The organism is Neobacillus mesonae (genome assembly GCF_023715155.1).
In the GTDB taxonomy this organism is placed as follows: domain Bacteria; phylum Bacillota; class Bacilli; order Bacillales; family Cytobacillaceae; genus Neobacillus; species Neobacillus mesonae_A.
The window spans coordinates 38,449-62,729 of sequence record NZ_JAMBNQ010000025.1 but is presented as its reverse complement, the minus strand read 5'-3'; the positions used below and the strand labels follow the sequence as shown (position 1 = coordinate 62,729).

The window sequence follows — 24,281 nt, the reverse complement described above, 5'->3', positions numbered from 1 at the left end:
CTAATGACTATGAGAAATGTTAAGGGGGAATGCATTTTGTTGCTAGAATTTAAAAAAATGATTATTGTCATAATTGGCGCCTTTTTAACGGCACTGGGAATGAACTTATTTTTAATTCCTGCCAATGTTTATTCGAGCGGGTTTACTGGAGTGGCCCAATTACTCTCTAAAGTGTTAACAGATTATACACCTTTCCATTTATCCATTGGTTATTTGCTGTTTATCTTGAATATTCCTGTAGCCATTCTTGCTTGGAAAAAGGTAGGGAAATCATTTACGATTTACAGTTCTATCAGTGTCGCTCTTTCTTCCCTTTTTTTAGAATTAATACCTGTTAAACAGATGTCGCATGATATTTTATTAAATGCCGTATTTGGCGGCGTCATCATTGCGGTTGGGGTGGGCATTACCTTGAAATGGGGTGCTTCTACTGGCGGACTGGATATTATTGCAATGGTTTTATCCAGAATGAAAGATAAACCAATCGGGTCTTATATGTTTGCCTTAAACAGCATTATCATTCTCACAGCAGGATACCTTTATGGTTGGGAAAAGGCCCTTTATACTCTTGTTTTCCTTTATACTTCTACCAGAGTAATTGATACCATTCATACTCGATATTCTAAACTGACTGCTTTTATCATTACGAAAAAAGCAGATGAAATGAAAAAGGCGATTCACGCAAAACTTGTACGAGGTATTACGATGATTCCCGCTAAGGGTGCTTTTTCAAATGAAACAAGGGAAATGCTGATGATTGTCATTACCCGCTACGAGTTGTTTGATTTAGAGCGAGTCATTAAGGATGTGGACCCTAATGCCTTTACAAATATTGTTCAAACTACTGATGTATATGGATTCTTCCGAAGGGATTAATCTAAAAGGAGGTCTGGGATGCGTATAGTTATATGTTTATCTGTACTTCTATTTTCTTTGGTGAATGTGCATGTCGATGCGAGGGAAAAAATGAATCAAGCGTTGGAGAAAAGTGGAAACCTCCGCCATATTATGGTTTCGGGCACTCAGGGGCATTATTTAGTCAAAGGTGAAGTAAAACGTACGAAAGAAAAATGGTATTACACGGTTGAAGACGGGCATAAAGAATATGTAAAAGAGAAACAAGTTCAAATTAGAAAAAGCCAAGAAAAATGGATTCCATTTCAATTTGAAGTTACGCTTCCAAGGGGAAAGCTGCCGCATAATGCTTCCCTCCTTATATATCTTTATCAAAAAGGGAACGAGGGGAAGAAGAATATATTTCCTTTTGTTCTGGAGAGATTAGAATAAAAGAAAAGCGGGTGCGGCCCATAAGCTGCACCCGCTTTTCTTATGTGATTTGATCAAGCTCTTGTTGCATTTCTTGGAGCTGTCTTTGCTCTGCAAAAGTGGAGTTAGCAAATGCGGAACTTAATGCGTTCTTAGCTTTTGCAACTGCACTTTCACGAGACTCTGGGCCGGCGTCTTTTGCCATCTCCACAAATCTTCTGGCTTCTTGGAATAATTGGTTACCCATGGTTAAAATCCTCCAATTGAGGAGTCTTCTACATTGGACATTTTCCGAGCCTCCGCTTCCGCATAGGTCATTTTATAAGGAATTCTTTCAGCATGCTTATTAACGGAATCCTTTCCCTGCTGGATGAAGCGTCGTGATTTGTTCGATCTACCCATTCGAATCCCTCCAATATGCTAAAAAGCTCTTATTGAAGCAGCATCACTGCCTCATAAAATAGTATGCTCCAAGAAATAGGGATTCATTTGGATGAACAATTGGTGAAATTGTCCATTATTTAAGATTCAGTAAATCCTCAATATAGGCAGCAACCCCATCTTCTTCGTTTGTTAATGTCACGTCATTGGCGATATTTTTAAGGAGATTAATCGCATTGCCCATAGCAATACCGTGTCCTGCATATTCAATCATTTCTAAGTCATTATCCTCATCACCAAAGGCAACAACCCTTTCTGCCGGGATTCCATAATAATCGGCAGCTTTTTTTAATCCAACAGCTTTGTTAAGTCCAGACTTAATAATTTCAATTACATGCCATGGTGCAGCCCAGCTCCGCTGTTCTATTACTTCAGCATGAACTTCAGCCAAATGATTACGGATTTTCTGGAGCTGTTCTTCTTCTGTATGAATCAGCATGCTTGTAGGCGAGTCATGAAGGTAATTCTTTAAGTCTCCGGTCGTTACGTTCGGATTCCCAAAACTAAAAATGTCTAATAATTTTTCGTCATGATAATGGAAATACACATCATCCATTACTTCAGCAATAATATTGTGAAATTGAAAGCTGCGGCATGCATCCACAATATCTTTTGCGACTTTCAAATCAAGCGGTTCATGATAAAACCCAAAGCTTGACAGCTTCGGATGATGCATAAAAGCACCATTAAAATTCACAATGGGTGTATCCAAATCAAGTTCTTTATAATACATTTCACTTGAGCGGTATGGTCTTCCTGTTGCAATCATTACAACATGACCTTGTTCTCTAGCTTTTTGCAGTACATTTTTTGTTTTAGTGGAAATTGTCTTATCATCCTTCAATAATGTCCCATCAAGGTCTAATGCAATTAAGTGTTTTTGTGGCATAGGAAGCTCCCTCGCTTTATCTAAAAATTTTAAAAGCAGCTATTTAGGATTAATTATAAAAACATGATACACTACGATTGTAAAGTGCAGAAAAATTTTTAGTACTATATTAACTATGTTAACAAGTTTACAGCTAAACTGTAAAAAAATTCACACCCTTGATATGGAAAAATCGATATACTATGCTTGAATAGGAAGAATATATCTCTTTTGATATAATGGTGATGACATTAAAAAGGAGTGAGTCAAATATGAATGAAGAATTAAAAGAGAATATAATGGGGGCATTAGAACTTGTCATTGACCCCGAGCTTGGGATAGATATTGTAAATTTAGGTTTAGTGTATAACCTTGAGATGGATGATGAAGGGAAATTAGACGTTACTATGACGTTAACTGCAATGGGGTGCCCGCTTGCCGGGACAATTGTGGACCAAGTCAAACGGTCACTTGCTGATATTCCTGAAATAAAAGATGTAGATGTTAATATTGTCTGGAACCCGCCATGGAATAAAGATATGATGTCACGCTATGCGAAAATTGCTTTAGGTATTCGTTAAGGAGTCTTAATCAAATGAAAAATAAAGTTATTTTAGTCAGTTCCAAGCAACTTGGACGAGGTGATGAAGTACTGGGTGAAAATGTTCTTGAAACATTCTTTACCCTATTAAAACAGCGGGAAGAACTCCCTGCAGCTGTCTTTTGTATGAATAGCGGAGTTTTAACCATGACAGATGAGTCTTTGGTTTCCGTTCATTTAAAAGAGCTGGAGGATAAAGGTGTTCCTATCTTAGCATGTAAAACATGTGCAGACCATTATGGTGTCAGCGAAAAATTAACTGTAGGAAAGATAAGCGGCATGGGAGACTTTATCGATCTTGCAGCAAAATACGAAGTTTTAACGATTTCTTAAAAACAGCAGATTCTGCTGTTTTTTTAGTTTCACAAATTGGACATATATCAAGATGTGTATTGTGAGGAAATTCACTTTTTTATAACATAGACACCTTTATAATACAGGTATCAAGGCTATTAAGGTTCTGATAGCTGTATTAGGAGGCGTTTTGAAGTGGATTTTAGCCGAGATTTTAATAAAGATCCTTTTATTGTAATTTGGGAGCTTACCCGTGCATGTCAACTTAAGTGTCTGCATTGCCGTGCAGATGCACAATATACAAGAGACCCTAGGGAGTTAACGTTTGAAGAGGGAAAGAATCTAATCGATCAAATATATGAAATGAATAATCCGATGCTTGTCTTTACTGGAGGCGATCCGCTCATGCGGCCGGATGTATTCGATATAGCCAAATACGCAGTAGAGAAAGGTGTCAGGGTTTCAATGACTCCAAGTGCAACACCGAACGTTACAATGGAAGCGATGCGAAAGGCGAAGGAAGTTGGACTTTCCCGCTGGGCATTCAGTCTGGATGGACCGACAGCAGAAATTCATGACCATTTCCGCGGGACATCAGGTTCGTTTGACTTAACCATGGAAAAAATTAAATTCTTACACGAACTGGAAATGCCAATTCAGATTAATACAGTTGTTTCGCGATACAATTATGAGCATCTTGATGAAATGGCTAAGTTGGTCGAGGAATTAGATTGTGTTCTTTGGAGTGTCTTTTTCCTTGTTCCGACAGGGAGAGGACAGGTGAAGGATATGATATCACCTGTGGAGCATGAGAAGGTTTTAAGATGGCTTTACGACTTAAGCAAACGTGTTTCATTTGATATAAAAACGACAGAGGCAATGCATTACCGACGCGTTGTTATCCAGCAAAAAATGCGGGAATCAAAAGAAAAGAAAGATGAGATCAACTACTTGTCAGCTTTAACGGAAAAGGGTTTAACTGGTTCAATTGATGGGCTTGGCAGGGCTCCAAAAGGGGTTAATGATGGCAATGGCTTCGTATTTATTTCTCATATTGGAGATGTATATCCTAGCGGTCTGCTGCCAGTTAAGGCGGGAAATGTTCGTGAAACACCGCTTGCTGAAATTTATCGGGAATCACCCATTTTTAAATCGTTAAGAAATCCTGATGGGTTTAAGGGGAAATGTGGTGTTTGTGAATTTCGCTATGTTTGCGGCGGCTCGCGATCTAGAGCATATGCAATGACAGGAGATTACCTTGAAAGCGAACCTTTCTGTGTTTACATTCCAAAGGCTATGCGTGAGAAACAGGAACAGTCATAAAAAGCTATTGGTTAAATAATAAAAGGGCGGAGTGCCAATAATAGGCACCCCGCCTTCCAATACGCGGGGAAGCAGGCAAAAACAGTAAATGACTTTAGCTTTAAGTTTATTCAATACTGCAATATACAGCAGGACAGTTTTCACAGCCAATCTCATTTTTTAAATACTGTAAATCCAATACGGAGATTTTGCCCTTTTTGACGGAAATGATATTTTCCCGTTTTAAATCACTCAAGATTCGGTTTGTACTTTCACGGGAAGTGCCGCAGAAATTGGCCAGCTCTTGATTGGTTAAAGGCAGGTCGATTAGGATTCCATCACTTTTTTGCACACCATAGCTGTTGGTCATACGGATAAGTGTAGAAAAAAGCGCACCTCGTTTTCCGTTGAGAACGAGGTCACGGAATTTCGTCTGAGTTTTTCGGAAATGATCGCTCATCCATTTCATAAATTCAAAGGCGAGCTTACTGTTTTGAAAGATTTGACTTTCAAGTACATTTTTTTTAATGGCAGCCACTTCACCTTCTTCTAGAACCTTAGCACTTAATAAAAATTTGGGGCTGTCTGAAAAAAGGGTGAGCTCTCCGCAAATATCATTTTCTCCGCAAATTCTTAAGGACAGTTCACGTCCATCGGCTGTAATTTTGCTGATTTGAACTTTCCCAGAAATAATCACATATAGTTCTTCAGCGGGCATTCCTTCTTGAAAGAGAAATCTTCCTCGTTCGCTTTTAAACGTCCGGTCTGCAAATTTTAATAATTCTTTTATTTCAATTGATTGTGTTGGTTTAATAGCAGTTGTCAATTTTCGTCACCTCTAATAGATATCGTTCTTGAAGGCATTTGTTCGTTAATTATATTTTATCGTAATCATTGTTCAATGGATTACGTAAACAATGACAATATAGTGAAAACTTATTTGGTAAATAAAGGTGGAATTATTTGGAATACTATTTATAACGTGAAAATAATGTTAAAGTTACAGTCTTTTTTCTTAAACATTTGATACAATAGGTTAAAACATGCTTCTATATTTATCGGAGTTGATAATTAATGGAAAAACACATTATTAAAGATAAATTAAATAGACCATTAAGGGACTTGCGGATTTCAGTAATTGATCGCTGTAATTTTCGCTGCCAATATTGTATGCCTGCAGATAAATTCGGATCTGATTTTGAATTTTTACCCCGAAGCGCCTTATTAACTTACGAAGAAATAGAGAGAGTGGCAAAAATATTTGTCAAATTAGGGGTGGAAAAAATCCGCTTAACGGGCGGTGAACCTTTGTTAAGAAGGGATTTACCTTTACTTGTTGAAAAGCTTTCAAACATAGATGGGTTGAGTGACCTTGCATTAACAACAAACGGGGTGCTTCTGCCCAAATTTGCACAAAGTTTGAAAGATGCTGGGTTAAAACGGGTCAATATCAGCCTTGATAGCTTGGATGATGAGCTGTTTGGCAAGATTAACGGCCGCGGTGTGAGCACTGGCCCTGTCCTAAACGGGATTGAGGCAGCAAAACAAGCAGGTTTTGGCGTCAAAATTAATATGGTTGTAAAAAAAGGGTTGAATGATACAGAAATTATTCCAATGGCTGAATATTGTAAAGATAACGGCTTAGAGCTGCGTTACATTGAATATATGGATGTTGGTTCAACCAATGGCTGGAAAATGGATGATGTTGTAACGAAAAAACAAATCTACGAAATGTTAAAAGAACATTTTGAACTTGAACCAGTGGATCCGGCCTATTATGGGGAGGTAGCAAAATTATACCGGTACAAAGATAAGGAAGTGAATGTAGGATTCATTACGTCTGTGTCGGAATCATTTTGTTCGAGCTGTACGCGTGCAAGACTTTCGGCTAATGGACAAATTTTTACTTGTTTATTTAATGGAAATGGTCATGATCTTAGGAATTTTATGCGAAATGGTGCATCGGATGAGCAGTTGGCTGATCGGATAACAGCCATTTGGAATGGCCGCCATGATCGATATTCAGATGAACGGACCGAAGAGACAAGCAAGAATCGTAAAAAAATTGAAATGTCATATATTGGCGGTTAATTTGAAAAGCGGAAGCACGTTCGGAACAAGCACAGCTTGTTCCGAAGGGGTTGCTATTCTTTCCAGCTTTCCCTAATGGTATGCTCAAAAAGTGCAAATAACATTCTTCCCTGAAATCCGCTTTTTGACTTTTAGAGACGAAGGTTATTTGTCCTTTTAGCTGCTTAAGGCAATTGCTTTTTACAGGTTTGAGGATGGTACTTGCTGGATGCTACTTGAAAAAACTATGCCTATTCTTCGTGTGAAGCTAATATTGACAATTTTCAAAGTCAAAAATTATAAATTATATCATAAAAAATGAGCCTGACCCAAAAGGTCGTTCAAAACGACTTTTCGAGTTCAGCCCTTTTCTTTAAAATAATTCATTGGATATTATTGGATAAAATTAGTGAAGAGGAGAGAATTTCTCCCTGTTTATTTCTCCGTTTTTTGTTGTTTTTCATTGGATGTTGCCCATTTTTTCAAATTGTGTGCAACACAAATAAGACCCCGTTACGCGATTGTCCGGTAGTGGTATAATTCATATACATAAGAAAATTTTCCTTTCAGGTGTTATGGTGTGTGGTAACTTCATTATACAAAATGGAATAATTTCCCTACTTTTTTGCACAAACATTACTATTTCCTCTCTGTTGATTGGGGGGAATGCGTGCAGATAACGCATTTCCTTCGTGTGGGAGGATTCAAAGATGTCAATTCAGTGTCCTGCGGGAGTACGGGGCAGGGGAGACCCTACAGGAGCGTATGCGACAAGGAGGCTCGCCGGCACGCCCGTGGAAAGCGAAGCGCCTGGAACGGAAAATCAACAGACTAGATTCAGAACAGTAAAAATAAAAGGAGGGTTGCCCCTAAAATTTTGATTTTTGGGACACCCTCACTTTTTTAAATATATCTTGGAAATAGTATATTATTTTCTAGATGGACGTGCATGAAAGTGAGACCTTCCAATGCTTCCAGACGGGCATATACTAACCGGTAAGTTCCACACGCATCAAATGGCAAGGCATAGTCCGATGTAATGGAGCGGATTTGCCTTAGAATTTCACCGCAATGGTCATGTTCTTTTTCTAGTTCTGTAATTAAGTTAATTGCTTCCTCGCGATTTTCAACTGTGCCATCTTCAAGCCCTTTAATTAACGGAAACACGATTGCTTCTTCTTTTTCCATATGTTCAAGTAATTCTTGTTTAAATTCCCGGAATAGTTCATTGACCTGCAATAATTCCGGATGATTGTCACCATGTACACGGCTGACTTTTGTGACATAAGGGCTGAGATTCTTTAATTCTTCCTCTGATACCCGGTGATAATTTTGAATCACATGGTCGATGATTGTGTTAGAATCAGAATCTGTCCAAACTTCAATATCTTTTTCGGCATTTTCGTATTTATTAAATACCTCTTTTAATTCATTTAACAGATCATCTATATTAAGTCTATGCTCGGAAACAGCCTTTGATAAAGGAATATTGCCTCCACAGCAGAAATCAATCCGGTTCTTTTTAAATACATCACTTGTTTTGGGTAATTCATTGACAATATCTTTAACTAAAGAGTCAGCTGTAATTGGGAAAGTCATTGATAAATCCTCCTTTTATACTATAATGCTAGTGCTTTCTTTACACTAAGGATAATCCATTCGGAAAAGAAATTAGGTGACCTGTATCACACATCTGATATGATTTTTTATTTTTTATAAAACTTCAAAGGTTGATATTTGATATAACATATAGTTTTTTGTAGGCTTATAATGAAAGAAGCAAAGATACAAGTATCGTTAACTGTTTTTAGATGGGAGCCGATAAAATGTTTGAAAGAAGACAGCCAATTCCTGTAGCTGATGCAGTAAAAAAAATTATGGATTGTCAATTACAAGGTACAGTCGAACATGTATTAATTGAAGAAAGCTTTGGCCGCTATTTGTCTGAGGATATAATTGCCACTAATGATGTTCCGCATTTTGATCGAGCACCTTATGACGGATTTGCCATTAGATCGCTAGATTCAAGCGAGGCATCAATGGAACATCCTGTTGAATTTGAGGTGATAGACCATATTGGTGCAGGATTCGTTTCTGAGAAAACAGTGGGCCCGAATCAAGCCGTAAGAATCATGACAGGTGCTATGATGCCAAAGGGTGCAGATGCAGTTGTCATGTTTGAAGTTACCCATACATATGAAAAGAATGGAACACCATTTATGTCCATTAAGCGCCGTTTCAAAAAGGGTGAAAATGTCTCTTTTCGCGGTGAAGACACGAAGGAAGGGGAAGTACTCGTAAAAAAAGGAACTAGGATTAATCCTGGAGTAATGGCAATTTTGGCTGCATTTGGATATAAACATGTTCCTGTCGCAAAAAAACCTGTTGTTGGCTTATATGCAACAGGAACTGAATTATTAAAAGTAGATGAACCCATCGTCCCAGGGAAGATTCGTAATAGTAATTCCCATATGATTGCAGGCCAAATCGAAAGAGCAGGAGGTTCAGTGGAATTTTTAGGAAACCTTCCTGATGAATTTGATACGTGTTTTTCAGCTATTCAAAATGCATTGGGTCAAGTCGACATTCTGATAACAACCGGGGGAGTGTCAGTTGGAGACTTTGATTTTCTTCCAGCCATTTATGAAAAATTAGAAGCTGAGGTACTTTTTAATAAAATTGCTATGCGCCCTGGAAGTGTGACGACAGTTGCCCATCATAATGGAAAACTGTTGTTTGGCCTTTCTGGAAACCCATCAGCCAGTTATGTAGGCTTCGAGTTATTTGCAAGACCGATTATTCGAACCATGCTCTTTTGTCCTAACCCGCATTTACGTAAAGAAAAGGCTGTACTTGAATCTGACTTTCCAAAGGCAAATCCGTTTACACGATTTGTTCGAACATCCCTTTATTTTGAAAAAGGGGGACTTAAAGTAACTCCGAGCGGTTTGGACAAGTCCAATATTATTACAAGTCTTTCTGGTGCCAATTCATTAACCGTCCTTTCAGGGGGAACGAGAGGGTTTACAGCTGGTTCTGAGGTGGATGTTTTATTGCTTGAAGACCAGACTGGCAGTGAATGGCCTTGGTAAAACCGTTCGTATTCCAAGTAACGGGGTTTCAAAATAGCGGGAAAACGACATTGATCAATAAGCTGATTCAAGAACTTACGGAAACCGGGAAAAAAATTACGGTCATTAAACATCATGGTCATGGAGGGAAACCTGATATTTCCAATACTAAGGATTCAGCAAAATATATAAATTCCGGGGCAGCTGCTGCGATTGTAGAAGGAGATGGACGATTAATCCTTCAAGCAGAAGGTGGTCATTATAGTTTAGAAGAACAAGTAAGACTATTACAATTTTTTCAACCCGATATTATTTTGATTGAAGGATATAAATTCATGCCATATCCCAAGATTGTCATGATTAAGGAAACAGCTGATATTGAATTGTTGAGAACGTTAGAAAATGTGAAAGCGGTTGTCTATTGGCAGGAAGAAATGAAAGAAAACATTCTATCCGAACTGAATGTTCCCTGCTTTTGCATTTATAATGAAAGTACAAGCAGCTATATCTCGCGGATGTGCACTGAAAAACTTTAATAGTCCTTTCATTGTAAACTAAGCTGCAGTATGTATTAGAATAGAATTCCTCTAACCCAAAGCGGGGATTATGCTTTTGTTCAAATAAATGAGGGATAAGATAAAATAAAAAAGAAATGCAGCCATTTATACGTGTTTGGTCACAAAAGTAATGGCTGGCATTTCTTTTTTATTTAATCAACTTTACATATTTCAACAGGGCAATCTTCACAATCAATTTCCTGTTTTAAAAAATTCAAATCATGTATCGTGATCATACCTTTTGAGATGGAAATGACGCCGTTTTTCCTTAATTCACTAAGAAGCCGGTTAACTACTTCACGCGAGGTACCGCAGAAATTGGCTAATTCCTGGTTCGTTAAGGGAACATTAATGATGATACCTGTATCTGCTTCCGTCCCATAACTATTGCTAAAACGAATCAAAGTAGAGTATAATGCCCCTTTTTTTCCATGCAGAACAAGGTCGCGAAACTTTGTTTGTGTTTTTCTGTATTGCAGGTTCATCCAGCTAATAAATTCCAAGGCAAGGGGAAGATTTTGTGATAATTGATCCTCAAGATCACGCTTAAAAATAACCGCTACTTCCCCGCTCTCTGAAACCCGTGCACTTAATAAATACTTTGAGGAGGGGGAAAATAAATTTAATTCACCAACAAAATCACCGCTGTTACACATTCTTAAAGTAAGCTCCCGGCCATCTGGGATGATTTTGCTAAGTTGAAGGATACCGTTTTGAATAATATATAATTCGTCTGCCACAGCCCCTTCACGGAATAAAAAGGTTCCTTTTTCAATCTTTTTTACATGATGAACCGTCTCAAATAGACGTGACAATTTGACCGGAATTTCTTTCATCATTTGCATCCAACCACCTTTATAAGGTACGTATCTAATTGAAAAAGCCATAAGAATAGATTTGGATTTTTTCAAGATATTACTGTAATTATATTGTTAATAAATAATCATTATCAATAATCCTGAAATAAGTTCATACAATCGTCAAAAAGACGACAGGGTAATAAAAATGTTAAACAAAAAAAGAAAGAAATTCCTTTAATGGACTTGTATGAAAAGGAAATACTACTAGTGTAAAAAGTAAGGAGGGATAGTATGGGACAAAATCGTCAATTTAAGCCAGGAAATAAAGCGCCTAATAATGGTGTGTATATTGAAGTTGGAGATACTGGAGACAACGTTGTCAATCCAAAGAAAGTAAAGCTTAAGGCTGGAGATCCTTTTCCAGAAAACTCAAATGATGAGCGTATATGGACCTATCAAAGGAAACCATGATGTGCCAAAAGATAAAGTCATCCTAAAATGGATGGCTTTATCTAATTACCAGCATTTATATGTGTTCAACTTTTTAATTTGTCCAGTACCGCAAGAAAGGCTTCAACTGCATTAGCTTCGTAAGAACGTACAGACAGTTATCATCTTTAAATCACCTTCGGCTCTTAATTTCAAAAAGCGATTTCCATGCAAAAGAACATGGTCTCATCCGGGCAGACCACAAAGGGAAGCTGATAAGTAAAATCATCGCAGGAAAAGGCTGTGCTTGTTCCAAAGGCACTTACGCTTTTCTAATTTACAATTGGCGGATGATTTTCTATAATAAAGATAAAGGTCAAGAAAGGTCAAAGGGAGTGAGTCATATGGATTTAAACCGAATGACGGAGCGATTACAAACAGGTATTATGAACGCTCAATCGCTTGCAATTAAAAAAAACCATCAGGAGATTGATGAGGCCCATTTATTTTTGTCCCTAATGGATCAAGATGATAGTTTGATTACTTCTATTTTAGAAAGGACAGGCCTGCCATCTAGGCAGGTTAAAGAACGTTTACTGGATTCCCTTTCCAAAAAGCCGGAAGTTAGCGGAAGCGGAGCACGGCAGGGAACACTTTATATAACAAATAAATTGCAAAAGCTTTTTATAAGTGCCGAAGAATTTGCTGGTAAATTTTCTGATGAGTATATTTCTGTTGAACATATTCTTTTAGCAGCGGTTTTTTCAAATGATTCAGAGATGAAAAGTATGATCCAATCATTTGGTTTTTCAGCTGATGATATATTAAAAACGATTAAAGAAATAAGGGGGAACCAACGAGTGACTTCACAAAATCCGGAGGATGGGTATGATGCACTAAAAAAATATGGAAGGGATCTTGTGGCGGAAGTAAGAGCCGGAAAGATTGATCCAGTAATTGGAAGAGATGTTGAAATTCGTAATGTCATTCGCATATTATCTCGAAAAACTAAAAATAATCCAATCCTAATCGGGGAACCTGGTGTTGGAAAAACAGCAATTGTCGAGGGCCTTGCAGGACGGATTGTTCGAAAAGATGTCCCGGAAGGATTAAAGGATAAAACTATTTTTGCGTTAGACATGAGTTCATTAATAGCCGGCGCAAAATTTAGAGGGGAATTTGAGGAAAGATTAAAAGCAGTACTCAATGAAATAAAAAAAAGTGAAGGGCGGATTTTGCTCTTTATTGATGAAATCCACACCATAGTCGGAGCCGGCAGGACAGATGGGGCAATGGATGCAGGAAATATGCTGAAACCGATGCTGGCCCGGGGGGAACTGCATTGTATTGGGGCAACCACTTTAGACGAACACCGGAAATATATTGAAAAGGATCCTGCTTTAGAGCGCAGATTCCAGCAGGTTTTAGTTCAGGAGCCTACTGTGGAAGATACAATTTCTATTTTGAGGGGATTAAAAGAACGTTTTGAGGTGCATCATGGTGTGAAAATCCATGACCAGGCAATCGTTGCAGCCGCAACTTTATCCGATCGCTATATAACGGAACGATTTTTGCCAGACAAAGCTATTGATCTTGTTGATGAAGCATGTGCCATGATCCGAACAGAAATAGATTCCATGCCGGTAGAACTTGATGAGGTAACGCGACGGGTCATGCAATTAGAAATTGAAGAAGCAGCATTGAAAAAAGAACAAGATGAAGTCAGCAAACAAAGGCTTGAATCGTTGCAAAAAGAATTAGCCAATTTAAAAGATCAGGCCAATTCAATGAAGGGAAAATGGCTGGAGGAAAAACAAAATATTACTAAATTACAAGAAAAACGAGAGCTAATTGAAAAGCTTCGCAGGGAACTTGAACAAGCTGAAGATAAGTATGATTTAAACCGGGCAGCTGAGCTTCGTCATGGTCTGATCCCAATGGCAGAGAAGGAATTAAAAGAGCTTGAAGAAGATGCAGAAAAAGATGATAAGTTCCTTAGGGAAGAGGTAACGAGTGAAGAGATTTCCAATATCGTATCAAGATGGACAGGTATTCCTCTCGCAAAGTTAGTAGAAGGGGAAAGGGAAAAACTGCTCAGATTGGAATCTATCCTTCATGAACGTGTTATTGGGCAGGAAGAAGCTGTTAATTTGACCGCGGATGCTGTACTGCGGGCTCGTGCTGGAATCAAAGATCCAAATCGTCCAATCGGATCATTCTTATTTTTAGGACCGACAGGAGTAGGGAAAACGGAATTAGCCAAAGCTTTAGCAGAATCTTTATTTGACAGTGAAGAACATATTGTAAGAATTGACATGTCCGAATATATGGAAAAACATGCTGTATCACGTTTAATTGGGGCACCTCCTGGATATGTAGGGTATGAGGAAGGCGGACAATTAACGGAGGCAGTAAGGAGAAGACCTTATTCTGTCATTTTAATGGACGAAATTGAAAAAGCACATCCAGAAGTGTTCAATATCCTGCTCCAAGCTCTCGATGATGGACGAATTACTGATTCACAGGGCAGGGTTGTCGATTTTAAAAATACTGTCATTATTATGACATCCAATATAGGGTCGCAATTTTTACTAGAACGTACTGAAAATGAAGTTGATATCTCTTCGGCAGCAAGAGAGAAGGTTATGAGCCAATTAAGGGCACATTTCAGACCTGAATTTTTAAATCGGATAGATGAAACCATTCTCTTTAAACCATTGTCCTTAGCAGAGATTAAAAAGATTGTTGTTAAGATGTTAAAAGAACTGGAAAAGCGGTTAAAAGAACAGCAAATTCAGATTTCCATTGCAGAAGATGCAAAGGAATTTATAGCTGTAAATGGATTCGATCCAAATTATGGTGCAAGACCGTTGAAACGGTATATTCAGAGGAATATTGAAACAAAACTGGCCCGTGAAATCATTGCAGGAAAGGTATTTGATGGGTCAACAGTAGAAATTACAACCGATAATGGCGAATTAACTTTAAAAATCAGCAGATAAAGTGAAACTTCAATCAGCGGGGGTGTTTTATCCCCGCTGATTGTTAGTCCCGTTCTACTATCTCTAATATCAAGGCTGATGCCTGGATAAAGAGATAGTACGAACCCGATTGGTGCAACTAAGCCGCCAAAAAGCACGGCCTCAAGTCTCGCTTTATCTCACCAATTTGGCGCATGCGGCAGTTGAATCCCATATACAATTATACTTTCTGTTTGCATTAAGCCTTGAAGCGGCGGTCTTACTGCCCGTTCATGCGGGATAAACAAATAAAAAAGGTCCTCCAGAAAGATGCTTCAAGGAGGACCTTTTTTACCTTAATGTTTTTCCACAGGCTGATTCGGAATCGTAGATGCTGCAATCAAAAGTAAAATAGATACAACTAGAGAAATAACAGCAGCTGATGCAAAATCAAATGCTGCACCTGACATCGAACTTACTACATATGCAAGCATTTCCACTAAAAGAAACGACCAGAAAAAGGTCCAAAAAAATCGCACTATTTTTTCACCTGCCTAATATTATCAGCTTATATATTACCATAACCAATCAAAATAATAAATAATGTTTTTAATATTGATGAAACACCACGTTAATAGGCAATCTCCCTTTCATCTTTTGTGAACTAGCATACAATAGCTTGAGGAAATATGTAAAAGGAGATTTACCGATGGAAAGTCGCAAGTTTATGATGGATACCCAATGGAACATTATTTATTACCCGGCAAGACCTAATGGATTTGGGGTTTTGATCATTGGTGACGAAAGACATTTTGTGGATGAAGATAAATGCTTTTGGACGCAGAATGAAGGAAAACAAGCAATAGTAAATGATTTAAGAGATAAAGGGTACACCATTTTTTCCTCTAATCTTTATGGACGGAATTGGGGGAGTGAAAAAGCAGTAGAGCTTGCACATCGGGTTTATGAGAAAGTAATCCGAAGTGAAATTTTGAATACTAAAATTCATGTTATTGCGGAAGGAATGGGTGCTCTTGTTGCAGTTAAACTTTTAGAAAAAATGGCTGGATCGATTCGGTCGCTGATTTTGTTAAATCCGATTTTATCATTAAAGCATCATATAGAGCATGAAAAGGAACATAAATTTTTTTATAAAAAGTTAATGAGGGAATTAACAACAGCATATGAAACAGAACAATCTGTACTTGAACAGGAAATTTTCAGTATGGAGGATCAAATCGATCTTGATGCTGCAGTGCCTGTTAAGATTATTCACGTCTTATCGGGAGGCAGGGCATATAACCAATCAAAACAATACAAAAAGATATTCAACTCTAAAGACATTAATCCAACCTTTATCCTCCCAGAAAAAAAACTACAGATAGGAAAAATCTGCATTAAATTTTTCAATGCTAATGAATCAGAACTCTAACACCAGCCTCCTCAAAGAAATAATTCCTTAATGTAACGCATACGATACATTAAGGTTAGTTTGAGGAGGTAATTGTATGGACAAGGCTGCTATTTTAGGAATATACAACTTTGTCAGCTTTCAAGTATGTCAAACCCTTTTGAATAAGGGGATTGAAGTAAATGGTATTCATATCGATACAAAGACAGAGCAATTCCTTGATGAGAAAAGATTAGAAATAGGGAGAAATGCAAATTTTACAGAGAATTCTTTTTCTGAATGGAAAGATAGTAAACAAAAGGAATCAAATAAGGAGAAAATGATCCTTTCAATATATGATCTTTTTATGCTTGGAGAGGAATCAATCTTACATGATGAAAGGGTTTTGAATCCAGTCCTTCAATATTTGGACCAGTATAAAGATGAAGCCAATATTATTATTATTGCACCAATTCAAGCTTTGGCTGAATCAATACCATCCATTGACCGATTTTTAGAAAAAACGCGGGGAGGAGAAGATACAATACAATTTATTTATCTCCCAGCGATATTTGGACCATGGCAGCCACAGGTATTTATGTTTCAGCAGGCTATTGTTTCATCTATTCAAAAAGGAGAAGTGTCATTGTCAGATAGAGAATGGACAGAAGACGCTCTCTTTGCTGAAGATGCAGCAGAAACAATTGTAGAGATCATAGATGAGGGGAAACCTGGCCGCTATTTATTGGAAAGCGGCAGGAAAGGGTATTGGCAGCAATGTGCAGCCTATTTGGATGAAGGACTATTAAAAGGGATGAACCGGGAATCAATTCAAATTAACAGCCCTGTTACAAGGGTTCATGTGAAAAATATTACCCCGATAGCCAAGGCTTTTTCAATTCAAAAGGAATATGTGAAATTGCATTGTATCACTAAAAGATAATTATTTAGTATACTATCTTTATTCTCTATAGCTAAAAACCTGCCCTTTGAAAATAATCTTTTCATTTCAGGAAACAGAGGTTAGAATTAATATAAAAAATGTTTCTTCTGATAAGTAAGGATAAGAACTGATAAGTAAGGATAAGAATAGGAAATTAAGTTACAGAAAAGGCAGCCGTACGAAGGAGATGCATTTAGATGCTAAGTCGTTTCGGAATAATTCTTTTATGCCTTTTATTGCTTGGAGGGTGCAGTGGACCGAAAGCTAAAGGAAAGCTCAAGAATGTTGGTTTGTTAGTCCCGGAAACAATCAATGACCAAGTATGGGGAACAAAAGGATTTAAAGGAATGTTAAAAATTCAAGCAAATTTTGGTGTGGATGTTTTTTATAAGGAAGGAATAAATTCTCAACCTGCTGTTGACCGGGCTGTAAAGGAATATTCCCAAAAAGGGATAAATTTAATATTTGGCCATGGCTCAGAGTACTGTGAATATTTTAATAATATTTCCAAAAACTATCCAGAGATTCAATTTGTTTGTTTTAATGGGGACGCCAAAAATTCGAACACAACCAGCCTTAGTTTCAAGGCCTATGCAATGGGGTATTTTGGAGGCATGGCTGCGGCACATATGTCCAAGTTAAATCATGTAGGGGTACTGGCGGCTTATGAGTGGCAGCCGGAAATAGAGGGCTTTTACCAAGGTGCTATGGCAGAAAAGAAAGATATAAAAGTCAGCATTGACTATGTTGGGAATTGGGATGACAATCAAAAAGCCGTTCAATTAGCTGACAAGATGATGGATAAAGGGGTTGATGTCATTTACCCGGCTGGTGACGGATATAATGTTCCAGTCATCGAAAGGGTCAAAGAACGTGGATTGTATGTCATAGGATATGTTTCAGAACAGTCTGATTTAGGAGAAAATACTGTTTTAACAAGCACCATTCAGCAGGTTGACAAACTTTATGAAAAAGTAGCTGAACAATTCAATGAAGACAATCTTAAATCAGGCAATCTTTTTTTTGATTTTCAAGATGATGTAATCTCTCTTGGAAAATATAGTCCTCTCGTTGATGCACAATTTATTCAAAAGATGGATCGTAATATTGAAACATATAAGGTTACAGGAAAATTACCGAAATAAAAAGGAGATACATAGATGAGTCAAGATAAATCTTTACAATTTATGCAAATTGCGATGAAACACTTACCAGAAGCAAAAGAACAGCTGGACAAGTCTGGTGTTGAATTATCGATGGAGTTAATAGAACCGTTTATGGGTTTATTTATGAAAGTTATGCAAGAGGCTTATGAGCTTGGTCTAGAAGATGCCCGTACCGAAGTGGAAAATTAAAAAAAATGTGCTGCCAATGGAATGTGGCAGCTTATTTCTTTTTTATATATTGTTCAATAACAGGGTAAACCTTTTGAAATAAGGGCTTTAATCCCCGGAAGGATTCAATTAATGTATCAATATGACCGAACATGGCGTCTAAATCAATATTAGAGTAAAAACCATATGGGTGATATAATGGCTGGTCTGCGGGAAGTTGTCTTTTATGTTCTTCCGCTCTTCTATTACCAAACATAAGAGCGGTAAAGGGGTCTTCGATTTCCTTTGGGGTATATTGCTCCGGTTGAAATGATTCCCGCTGCCCCCGGGATTCTATGTTTTTGCTCTCTGTTTCTTCTGCATTGGCATATTGAGCGGGGGTGATTTCATCAAGTTCGTTCAATTCCAGATAATCCATTTCTTCTGCTCCTTTCGTATAGTCTCTTATTATTTAAAATATGATAAAGAAATAAAACGGAATGTACATTAGCGGAGAGGGAGGGCAAGAAAAAGTTGCGGAATCAATAATTCTTTTGTAAAATTAGTACCAAGTCATAATAATTGATATAATAGTCTAGGGGAATAGATGTTTTTTTAAAATTGAAGGAGATGGAAAATATGAGAGCAGGTATTATTGGACTTGGCAGATATTTACCTGAAAAAGTGTTAACAAATCATGATTTAGAGAAAATGATGGATACATCTGATGAATGGATTCGAACTAGAACTGGGATTGAAGAACGGCGAATTGCCGCAGATGATATAGATACATCGGATATGGCTTTTTCGGCTGCCCAAATGGCGCTTAAGAATGCGGCCGTTTTACCTGAAGATCTTGATTTAATTTTAGTGGCGACAGTAACACCTGATTCACCATTTCCATCGGTTGCTTGCAGAATTCAGGAAAGACTGGGTGCAAAGAAGGCAGCCGCAATGGATGTGAGTGCTGCGTGTGCTGGTTTTATGTATGGAGTTGTTACTGGAAAACAATTTATTGAATCAGGTGTTTATAAAAATGTTCTTGTCGTAGGGGTCGAAAAGCTTTCTAAAATTACGGACTGGACTGACCGCAATACTGCTGTATTATTCGGAGACGGTGCTGGTGCAGCTGTTTTAGGACCAGTATCAGGTGACCGCGGTATTCTCTCATTTGAAATTGGGGCTGATGGTACAGGCGGTAAGCACCTATATCAAGATGAGTACATTATCATGAATGGCCGTGAAGTATTTAAGTTTGCTGTAAGACAAATGGGTGAAAGCTGTATTAATGTACTTGAGAAGGCAGGATTGAAAAAGGAGGACGTTGATTTCCTAATTCCACATCAGGCCAATATCCGAATCATGGAGGCTTCACGTCAAAGACTCGAACTCCCTGAAGAAAAAATGTCAAAAACGATTCACAAGTATGGAAATACATCAGCCGCATCGATTCCGATTTCACTTTTTGAAGAAGTAGAAGCAGGAAAAATAAAGGATGATGATCTAATTGTAATGGTCGGCTTTGGCGGCGGCTTAACCTGGGGTGCGATTGCCATTCGCTGGGGGAAATAGATACAAAAAGTACTGATATAGATAAATAAAAAAGGTAAATAGGAAAAGATGTAGAAAAGGAGAATGTACAAATGGAAAAACGAAGAGTTGTCGTAACAGGCGTTGGAGCGGTCACACCACTTGGTAACGATGTTGAAACAACTTGGAAAGGGATTTTGGCCGGAAAATCTGGTATTGGACCTTTAACAAGAGTCAACGCTGATGAATATCCTGCCAAAGTCGCTGGTGAGGCGAAAGATTTTGATCCAGAAGCATTCATTGATAGAAAAGATGCAAGGAAAATGGATCGTTTCACACAGTTCGCTGTTGCCAGTGCTCTTATGGCAGTAAAGGATGCAGACCTTACCATTAACGAAGAAAATTCCCACCGTGTTGGTGTTTGGATTGGATCAGGTATCGGAGGGATGGAAACTTTCGAAAATCAATTTGAAACTTTCCTAGCAAAAGGATATAGACGGGTCAGCCCGTTCTTTGTTCCAATGCTGATTCCTGATATGGCCACCGGTCAGGTTTCGATTACTCTTGGAGCAAGGGGTTTCAATTCATGTACGGTTACAGCTTGTGCAACAGGAACAAATTCTATTGGTGATGCTTTTAAAGTCATTCAGCGCGGTGATGCTGATGTGATGGTTTCAGGAGGCGCAGAGGCGCCGATTACGAGGATGTCTGTCGCAGGTTTCTGTGCAAATAAAGCACTTTCCACGAACCCAGACCCAAAAACAGCCAGCAGGCCGTTTGATAAAAACCGTGATGGCTTTGTAATTGGTGAAGGTGCCGGGATTGTCATCCTGGAGGAATTAGAACATGCACTGGCTCGCGGTGCTAAAATTTATGCAGAAATAGTGGGATATGGAGCAACTGGAGATGCTTATCATATTACTGCTCCAGCTCCCGGCGGTGAAGGCGGAGCCAGGGCGATGAAGATGGCCATTGACGATGCAGGTTTAAAACCAGAGGATATTGATTATATTAATGCTCATGGTACAAGTACAGATTATAATGATAAATTTGAAACACTTGCCATAAAAGAGGTTTTCGGGGAAAATGCTTATAATACACCAATGAGTTCCACTAAATCGATGACAGGTCATTTACTTGGTGCAGCCGGCGGCGTAGAGGCGATTTTTACTGTACTAGCAATGAGAGACAGCATACTTCCGCCAACGATTAATTATGAAACTCCTGATCCGGAATGTGATCTGGATTATGTAACAAATGCAGCACGTTCGAAGGAAATAAATGCAGCAATGAGTAATTCATTAGGCTTTGGCGGCCATAACGCAACTATTGTATTTAAAAAATATCAATAATAAACTTGCCCGGCTTGATTCGTTTTAAGCCGGGCCTTTTTGTTTTTAATGCTAACTAGAACATCCCTTTAAATCATTCATAAAATGTAATTAGTCAGTAATGAATATAAAGGGGTGCAAAAGATGGGGATCATCCGAACGGATGAATGGTTAAAAAAGGACTTCGATCACCCAGTCAAAATTTGTGAAAAACTCCTTCCGTACTTTAAAGGGGAGAATTCAAGTGAAATTTATAATCAGCTTATTAAGTTTGGAATGTACCGTCCTTCTTGGAGAACAAAACAGAATAAGGAGCTGATGATTAAGGATAAAGCATGGGAGCAAGTGGAGAAAATATTTTCTAAATATAAAGATAAATGGGCAGGACCTGATATACCTGTATTTCTCTTTCCACTTGAGCAAAAAGGAGGTTTATTTTTCAGACGAGAGGAGAGAAATAAAGCAGGAGTATCATTTCCAGATAAAATGTTTCTCTTTTTGTCACATTATGACGACCCAAAAGAACTGGAAGCATTGATAGTTCATGAATATCATCATGTTTGCAGGTTAAAGTCATTAAATAGGAAAATGGAAGATTATACGCTTCTCGATTCTATTATCATTGAGGGGCTGGCGGAATATGCCGTATTAAAACATTGTGGGGAGGAATACTTGGCCAATTGGTGTCATATTTATACAGAAAGGGAAATGTCTCTTTTTTGGAGCCGCTTTTTGAAAGAAAAACTGGGTAAGAAAAAAAACGAAAGGATTCATGATGAGTTATTATATGGCGGAGGGAGAGTACCGCTCTTACTTGGTTATGCTGCAGGATATAATATTGTAAATAAATTTTATCAAACAGAAAGTTATTCTACAAAATTAACTTTCAATATACCTGCAACCAGATTTATCAATAAAAGGAATCTATTTAATTAAAAAGCCTTATGAATAAAGGCTTTTTTTAATAGGCAATGACTGCTGATTAGTAAATATACAAAAAAATCTTGCAATTTAAATAATTCTGTAATAGAATTCTATTTAAATATAGCAAAATTAACAATAATGAAAAAGTGGGTGTACTATGAGCGAAAAAAAATTATTACTCAAAGAAGCACCTCTGCTCGAAGTAAAAAATTTAGAGACTGCCTTTGATATTGATGGTACATATTATAATGCTGTTGATCAGGTATCGTTCACCGTTAAACCAAGGCAAATTGTCGGCGTTGTAGGGGAGTCAGGCTGCGGAAAATCCGTCATGAGTCTGTCTATTATGCAATTACTGCCAAAAGGAGTTGGCAAGGTTACATCAGGTGAAATCACTTTTGATGGGCTAAATCTAGAAAAGATGTCTGAGGGGCAGATTAATAAGATACGCGGGAAAGATATTTCAATGATTTTCCAGGAACCGATGACATCGTTAAATCCAGTTTTTACAATTGGGTATCAACTAATGGAAGTTCTTTTTAACCACCTAAAAATCTCCAAACGGGAAGCCCGCCAAAAGGCTATTGCCTTATTGAAAAGTGTGGGTATCTCGCGCCCCGAAAAGATTGTTGACGAATATCCGCATCAATTATCAGGTGGAATGAGACAAAGAGTAATGATAGCCATTGCGATTGCCTGTCAGCCAAAGTTATTGATTGCCGATGAGCCTACAACGGCATTGGATGTTACCGTTCAAGCACAAATTCTAGAATTACTTAAAGATATACAAGAAGTAAATGATATGTCCGTCATTCTTATTACGCATGACCTTGGTGTTGTAGCAGAAATGTGTGATGAAGTCATGGTTATGTATGCCGGAAGGATTGTGGAGCGTACGGATGTTGATACATTGTTCTATAATCCTAAACATCCATACACAACATTACTTTTAGGTGCGATTCCAAAAATGGATGATGAGGAGGAAAGGCTTAGTTCAATTCAAGGTATTGTTCCTTCACTTACAAATATGCCGGTAACCGGATGCCGGTTTGCTAATCGATGTCCAAAGGCGATGCCTGAATGTTTTACAATCACCCCGGAACTTAGAGAGACTGACCCTGGACACGAAGCTGCCTGTCTTCTATATGAAACCAGTAAACCACGTGAAGGGGTGAATAAATGAGTACAAACACATTATCTAAAAATGATGGAACATATTCCTCTCAATCTGAAAATCTGTTAGAAATTAAAAACCTGAAAACCTATTATCCTGTAAAAGGCGGATTCTTTAAACACACAGTTGGACATGTAAAAGCGGTTGATAATATTTCCTTTGAGATTAAAAAAGGAGAAACGTTAGGACTAGTTGGAGAGTCTGGGTGTGGAAAGTCAACTGCCGGCAGAACGATATTAAGGTTATTGAAACCGACAGAAGGCAAGATTCTGTTTGATGGTAAAGATATTACAAATGTTACTGGAAGGCATTTACGTGAAATTCGTAAAGACATGCAAATGGTATTCCAAGATCCGTATGCTTCACTTAACCCGATGCAAATGGTAGGGGATATTATTGCAGAGCCTATCTACAATTTTATGAAAAAGAGTAAGTCAGAACTGAAACAAGAGGTAATAGACCTGTTAGATAAAGTAGGTCTGCCGCCAGAAGCATACTATAAATATGCCCATGAATTTTCTGGGGGTCAGCGTCAGCGCATTGGAATAGCCAGGGCCTTAGCCCTTAAACCTAAATTAATTATTGCTGATGAACCGGTTTCAGCCCTTGATGTTTCCGTTCAATCGCAAGTATTAAATCTATTAAAAGATTTACAGAAAGAGTTTGATTTAACATTCCTTTTTATTGCTCATGATTTAAGTGTTGTTAAACACATGAGCGATCGAATTGGAGTCATGTATTTAGGTAATATGGCAGAGATTGCAGATAAAAATAGTTTATACTCCAAACCTCTTCATCCATATACACAAGCATTAATTTCTGCGATTCCTTTTCCAGACCCAAGGCAGAAGAAAGAACGGATCATTCTGAAAGGGGATGTGCCAAGCCCTATTAATCCTCCGTCTGGATGTCCATTCCATCCACGCTGCCCGATGGCCATGGAAGAGTGTTCAAAAACCAAACCCGTATTAAAGGAGGTGAGACCATCTCATAGAGTTGCTTGCCATCTTTATTAGT

The 24,281-nt window shown here is 38.1% G+C and carries 27 protein-coding genes; 19 read left to right on the top strand and 8 right to left on the bottom strand.

Going from position 1 to position 24,281, the window contains the following annotated elements:
• The first annotated feature begins 9 nt into the window (after positions 1–9).
• Positions 10–876 carry a YitT family protein gene (locus M3183_RS18225; RefSeq protein ID WP_285880308.1) on the top strand — a complete coding sequence of 289 codons (867 nt, stop codon included), beginning with the start codon at positions 10–12 and terminating at the stop codon, positions 874–876.
• Between the two features lie 18 nt (positions 877–894).
• Positions 895–1,287 carry a hypothetical protein gene (locus M3183_RS18220; protein WP_251471954.1) on the top strand — a complete coding sequence of 131 codons (393 nt, stop codon included), beginning with the start codon at positions 895–897 and terminating at the stop codon, positions 1,285–1,287.
• 40 nt (positions 1,288–1,327) lie between these two features.
• On the opposite strand, the gene M3183_RS18215 is transcribed toward M3183_RS18220, so the two are convergent.
• From M3183_RS18215 to M3183_RS18205, 3 genes are all read right to left on the bottom strand, one after another.
• Positions 1,328–1,513, bottom strand: coding sequence for a DUF3813 domain-containing protein (locus tag M3183_RS18215; RefSeq protein WP_251471953.1), 186 nt, complete (start codon positions 1,511–1,513; stop codon positions 1,328–1,330).
• Between the two features lie 2 nt (positions 1,514–1,515).
• Positions 1,516–1,668 (bottom strand): hypothetical protein, encoded by a 153-nt coding sequence (locus tag M3183_RS18210; protein ID WP_251471952.1) that lies wholly within the window; start codon positions 1,666–1,668, stop codon positions 1,516–1,518.
• 115 nt (positions 1,669–1,783) lie between these two features.
• Positions 1,784–2,596, bottom strand: coding sequence for a Cof-type HAD-IIB family hydrolase (locus M3183_RS18205; protein WP_251471951.1), 813 nt, complete (start codon positions 2,594–2,596; stop codon positions 1,784–1,786).
• 251 nt (positions 2,597–2,847) lie between these two features.
• Here M3183_RS18205 and M3183_RS18200 point away from each other — a divergent pair, with 251 nt between their 5' ends.
• From M3183_RS18200 to M3183_RS18190, 3 genes are all read left to right on the top strand, one after another.
• Positions 2,848–3,156: a metal-sulfur cluster assembly factor gene (locus tag M3183_RS18200; RefSeq protein WP_251471950.1), complete on the top strand. Its 309-nt coding sequence runs from the start codon at positions 2,848–2,850 to the stop codon at positions 3,154–3,156.
• Positions 3,157–3,170: 14 nt separating this feature from the next.
• Positions 3,171–3,509 carry a DsrE family protein gene (locus tag M3183_RS18195; RefSeq protein ID WP_251471949.1) on the top strand — a complete coding sequence of 113 codons (339 nt, stop codon included), beginning with the start codon at positions 3,171–3,173 and terminating at the stop codon, positions 3,507–3,509.
• A 156-nt stretch (positions 3,510–3,665) separates the two neighbouring features.
• Positions 3,666–4,793, top strand: coding sequence for a TIGR04053 family radical SAM/SPASM domain-containing protein (locus M3183_RS18190; RefSeq protein WP_251471947.1), 1,128 nt, complete (start codon positions 3,666–3,668; stop codon positions 4,791–4,793).
• A gap of 106 nt (positions 4,794–4,899) precedes the next feature.
• On the opposite strand, the gene M3183_RS18185 is transcribed toward M3183_RS18190, so the two are convergent.
• On the bottom strand, positions 4,900–5,598 hold the full coding sequence (locus tag M3183_RS18185) for a Crp/Fnr family transcriptional regulator (protein ID WP_251471946.1): 699 nt from the start codon (positions 5,596–5,598) through the stop codon (positions 4,900–4,902).
• A gap of 248 nt (positions 5,599–5,846) precedes the next feature.
• Between M3183_RS18185 and moaA the strand changes: the two genes are divergently transcribed.
• Entirely contained in the window at positions 5,847–6,863 is a 1,017-nt protein-coding gene (gene moaA / locus M3183_RS18180) for a GTP 3',8-cyclase MoaA (RefSeq protein ID WP_251471945.1), read from the top strand.
• Positions 6,864–7,745: 882 nt separating this feature from the next.
• On the opposite strand, the gene ric is transcribed toward moaA, so the two are convergent.
• Positions 7,746–8,441, bottom strand: coding sequence for an iron-sulfur cluster repair di-iron protein (gene ric / locus M3183_RS18175; RefSeq protein ID WP_251471944.1), 696 nt, complete (start codon positions 8,439–8,441; stop codon positions 7,746–7,748).
• A gap of 227 nt (positions 8,442–8,668) precedes the next feature.
• Here ric and M3183_RS18170 point away from each other — a divergent pair, with 227 nt between their 5' ends.
• On the top strand, positions 8,669–9,934 hold the full coding sequence (locus tag M3183_RS18170; protein WP_251471943.1) for a molybdopterin molybdotransferase MoeA: 1,266 nt from the start codon (positions 8,669–8,671) through the stop codon (positions 9,932–9,934).
• Positions 9,922–10,449, top strand: coding sequence for a molybdopterin-guanine dinucleotide biosynthesis protein B (gene mobB, locus M3183_RS18165; protein ID WP_251471942.1), 528 nt, complete (start codon positions 9,922–9,924; stop codon positions 10,447–10,449). Before M3183_RS18170 ends, mobB begins: the two co-directional genes overlap by 13 nt.
• Before the next feature lie 173 nt (positions 10,450–10,622).
• Here mobB and M3183_RS18160 read toward each other — a convergent pair whose 3' ends face one another.
• Positions 10,623–11,306 (bottom strand): Crp/Fnr family transcriptional regulator, encoded by a 684-nt coding sequence (locus M3183_RS18160; RefSeq protein ID WP_251471971.1) that lies wholly within the window; start codon positions 11,304–11,306, stop codon positions 10,623–10,625.
• A 255-nt stretch (positions 11,307–11,561) separates the two neighbouring features.
• Here M3183_RS18160 and M3183_RS18155 point away from each other — a divergent pair, with 255 nt between their 5' ends.
• Positions 11,562–11,741 (top strand): YjzC family protein, encoded by a 180-nt coding sequence (locus M3183_RS18155; RefSeq protein WP_251471941.1) that lies wholly within the window; start codon positions 11,562–11,564, stop codon positions 11,739–11,741.
• Positions 11,742–12,103: 362 nt separating this feature from the next.
• The gene (clpB, locus tag M3183_RS18150; RefSeq protein ID WP_251471939.1) at positions 12,104–14,701 is read left to right on the top strand and encodes an ATP-dependent chaperone ClpB; all 2,598 of its coding nucleotides are present in this window, start codon (positions 12,104–12,106) and stop codon (positions 14,699–14,701) included.
• A gap of 314 nt (positions 14,702–15,015) precedes the next feature.
• Here the strand turns inward: clpB and M3183_RS18145 are convergent, their stop codons facing one another.
• Positions 15,016–15,198: a YjzD family protein gene (locus M3183_RS18145; protein WP_251471938.1), complete on the bottom strand. Its 183-nt coding sequence runs from the start codon at positions 15,196–15,198 to the stop codon at positions 15,016–15,018.
• A gap of 170 nt (positions 15,199–15,368) precedes the next feature.
• On the opposite strand from M3183_RS18145, the gene M3183_RS18140 reads away from it, so the two are divergent.
• The 4 genes from M3183_RS18140 to M3183_RS18125 all read left to right on the top strand — a co-directional run bounded on the left by M3183_RS18140 (position 15,369) and on the right by M3183_RS18125 (position 18,347).
• Entirely contained in the window at positions 15,369–16,091 is a 723-nt protein-coding gene (locus tag M3183_RS18140) for an alpha/beta fold hydrolase (RefSeq protein WP_251471937.1), read from the top strand.
• A gap of 76 nt (positions 16,092–16,167) precedes the next feature.
• Positions 16,168–16,992, top strand: a complete 825-nt coding sequence (locus tag M3183_RS18135; protein ID WP_251471936.1) for a hypothetical protein — start codon at positions 16,168–16,170, stop codon at positions 16,990–16,992.
• 197 nt (positions 16,993–17,189) lie between these two features.
• Positions 17,190–18,137 (top strand): BMP family ABC transporter substrate-binding protein, encoded by a 948-nt coding sequence (locus M3183_RS18130; RefSeq protein WP_251471935.1) that lies wholly within the window; start codon positions 17,190–17,192, stop codon positions 18,135–18,137.
• Between the two features lie 15 nt (positions 18,138–18,152).
• Positions 18,153–18,347, top strand: a complete 195-nt coding sequence (locus M3183_RS18125; protein WP_251471926.1) for a ComZ family protein — start codon at positions 18,153–18,155, stop codon at positions 18,345–18,347.
• 31 nt (positions 18,348–18,378) lie between these two features.
• Here M3183_RS18125 and M3183_RS18120 read toward each other — a convergent pair whose 3' ends face one another.
• Entirely contained in the window at positions 18,379–18,744 is a 366-nt protein-coding gene (locus tag M3183_RS18120) for a hypothetical protein (protein WP_251471924.1), read from the bottom strand.
• A gap of 200 nt (positions 18,745–18,944) precedes the next feature.
• On the opposite strand from M3183_RS18120, the gene M3183_RS18115 reads away from it, so the two are divergent.
• The 5 genes from M3183_RS18115 (at position 18,945) to M3183_RS18095 (ending at position 24,280) form a co-directional block, all read left to right on the top strand.
• The gene (locus M3183_RS18115) at positions 18,945–19,877 is read left to right on the top strand and encodes a beta-ketoacyl-ACP synthase III (RefSeq protein WP_251471923.1); all 933 of its coding nucleotides are present in this window, start codon (positions 18,945–18,947) and stop codon (positions 19,875–19,877) included.
• A 71-nt stretch (positions 19,878–19,948) separates the two neighbouring features.
• Complete coding sequence (gene fabF / locus M3183_RS18110; protein WP_251471921.1) at positions 19,949–21,187, top strand: beta-ketoacyl-ACP synthase II; 1,239 nt, start codon at positions 19,949–19,951, stop codon at positions 21,185–21,187.
• A gap of 123 nt (positions 21,188–21,310) precedes the next feature.
• Positions 21,311–22,102, top strand: a complete 792-nt coding sequence (locus M3183_RS18105) for a DUF2268 domain-containing putative Zn-dependent protease (RefSeq protein ID WP_251471918.1) — start codon at positions 21,311–21,313, stop codon at positions 22,100–22,102.
• Between the two features lie 145 nt (positions 22,103–22,247).
• A complete protein-coding gene (locus M3183_RS18100) occupies positions 22,248–23,273 on the top strand; it encodes an ABC transporter ATP-binding protein (RefSeq protein WP_251471916.1) in 1,026 nt (341 codons plus the stop codon).
• The gene (locus M3183_RS18095; RefSeq protein ID WP_251471914.1) at positions 23,270–24,280 is read left to right on the top strand and encodes an ABC transporter ATP-binding protein; all 1,011 of its coding nucleotides are present in this window, start codon (positions 23,270–23,272) and stop codon (positions 24,278–24,280) included. Before M3183_RS18100 ends, M3183_RS18095 begins: the two co-directional genes overlap by 4 nt.
• The last annotated feature ends 1 nt before the right edge of the window (position 24,281 follow it).

Excerpts from the sequence above, each read along its gene's own strand:
- M3183_RS18225 (WP_285880308.1), top strand. The coding sequence starts at position 10 with ATGAGAAATGTTAAGGGGGAATGCATTTTGTTGCTAGAATTTAAAAAA.
- M3183_RS18220 (WP_251471954.1), top strand. The coding sequence starts at position 895 with ATGCGTATAGTTATATGTTTATCTGTACTTCTATTTTCTTTGGTGAAT.
- M3183_RS18215 (WP_251471953.1), bottom strand. The coding sequence starts at position 1,513 with ATGGGTAACCAATTATTCCAAGAAGCCAGAAGATTTGTGGAGATGGCA.
- M3183_RS18210 (WP_251471952.1), bottom strand. The coding sequence starts at position 1,668 with ATGGGTAGATCGAACAAATCACGACGCTTCATCCAGCAGGGAAAGGAT.
- M3183_RS18205 (WP_251471951.1), bottom strand. The coding sequence starts at position 2,596 with ATGCCACAAAAACACTTAATTGCATTAGACCTTGATGGGACATTATTG.
- M3183_RS18200 (WP_251471950.1), top strand. The coding sequence starts at position 2,848 with ATGAATGAAGAATTAAAAGAGAATATAATGGGGGCATTAGAACTTGTC.
- M3183_RS18195 (WP_251471949.1), top strand. The coding sequence starts at position 3,171 with ATGAAAAATAAAGTTATTTTAGTCAGTTCCAAGCAACTTGGACGAGGT.
- moaA (WP_251471945.1), top strand. The coding sequence starts at position 5,847 with ATGGAAAAACACATTATTAAAGATAAATTAAATAGACCATTAAGGGAC.
- ric (WP_251471944.1), bottom strand. The coding sequence starts at position 8,441 with ATGACTTTCCCAATTACAGCTGACTCTTTAGTTAAAGATATTGTCAAT.
- M3183_RS18170 (WP_251471943.1), top strand. The coding sequence starts at position 8,669 with ATGTTTGAAAGAAGACAGCCAATTCCTGTAGCTGATGCAGTAAAAAAA.
- mobB (WP_251471942.1), top strand. The coding sequence starts at position 9,922 with ATGGCCTTGGTAAAACCGTTCGTATTCCAAGTAACGGGGTTTCAAAAT.
- M3183_RS18160 (WP_251471971.1), bottom strand. The coding sequence starts at position 11,306 with ATGAAAGAAATTCCGGTCAAATTGTCACGTCTATTTGAGACGGTTCAT.
- M3183_RS18155 (WP_251471941.1), top strand. The coding sequence starts at position 11,562 with ATGGGACAAAATCGTCAATTTAAGCCAGGAAATAAAGCGCCTAATAAT.
- clpB (WP_251471939.1), top strand. The coding sequence starts at position 12,104 with ATGGATTTAAACCGAATGACGGAGCGATTACAAACAGGTATTATGAAC.
- M3183_RS18140 (WP_251471937.1), top strand. The coding sequence starts at position 15,369 with ATGGAAAGTCGCAAGTTTATGATGGATACCCAATGGAACATTATTTAT.
- M3183_RS18135 (WP_251471936.1), top strand. The coding sequence starts at position 16,168 with ATGGACAAGGCTGCTATTTTAGGAATATACAACTTTGTCAGCTTTCAA.
- M3183_RS18130 (WP_251471935.1), top strand. The coding sequence starts at position 17,190 with ATGCTAAGTCGTTTCGGAATAATTCTTTTATGCCTTTTATTGCTTGGA.
- M3183_RS18125 (WP_251471926.1), top strand. The coding sequence starts at position 18,153 with ATGAGTCAAGATAAATCTTTACAATTTATGCAAATTGCGATGAAACAC.
- M3183_RS18120 (WP_251471924.1), bottom strand. The coding sequence starts at position 18,744 with ATGGATTATCTGGAATTGAACGAACTTGATGAAATCACCCCCGCTCAA.
- M3183_RS18115 (WP_251471923.1), top strand. The coding sequence starts at position 18,945 with ATGAGAGCAGGTATTATTGGACTTGGCAGATATTTACCTGAAAAAGTG.
- fabF (WP_251471921.1), top strand. The coding sequence starts at position 19,949 with ATGGAAAAACGAAGAGTTGTCGTAACAGGCGTTGGAGCGGTCACACCA.
- M3183_RS18105 (WP_251471918.1), top strand. The coding sequence starts at position 21,311 with ATGGGGATCATCCGAACGGATGAATGGTTAAAAAAGGACTTCGATCAC.
- M3183_RS18100 (WP_251471916.1), top strand. The coding sequence starts at position 22,248 with ATGAGCGAAAAAAAATTATTACTCAAAGAAGCACCTCTGCTCGAAGTA.
- M3183_RS18095 (WP_251471914.1), top strand. The coding sequence starts at position 23,270 with ATGAGTACAAACACATTATCTAAAAATGATGGAACATATTCCTCTCAA.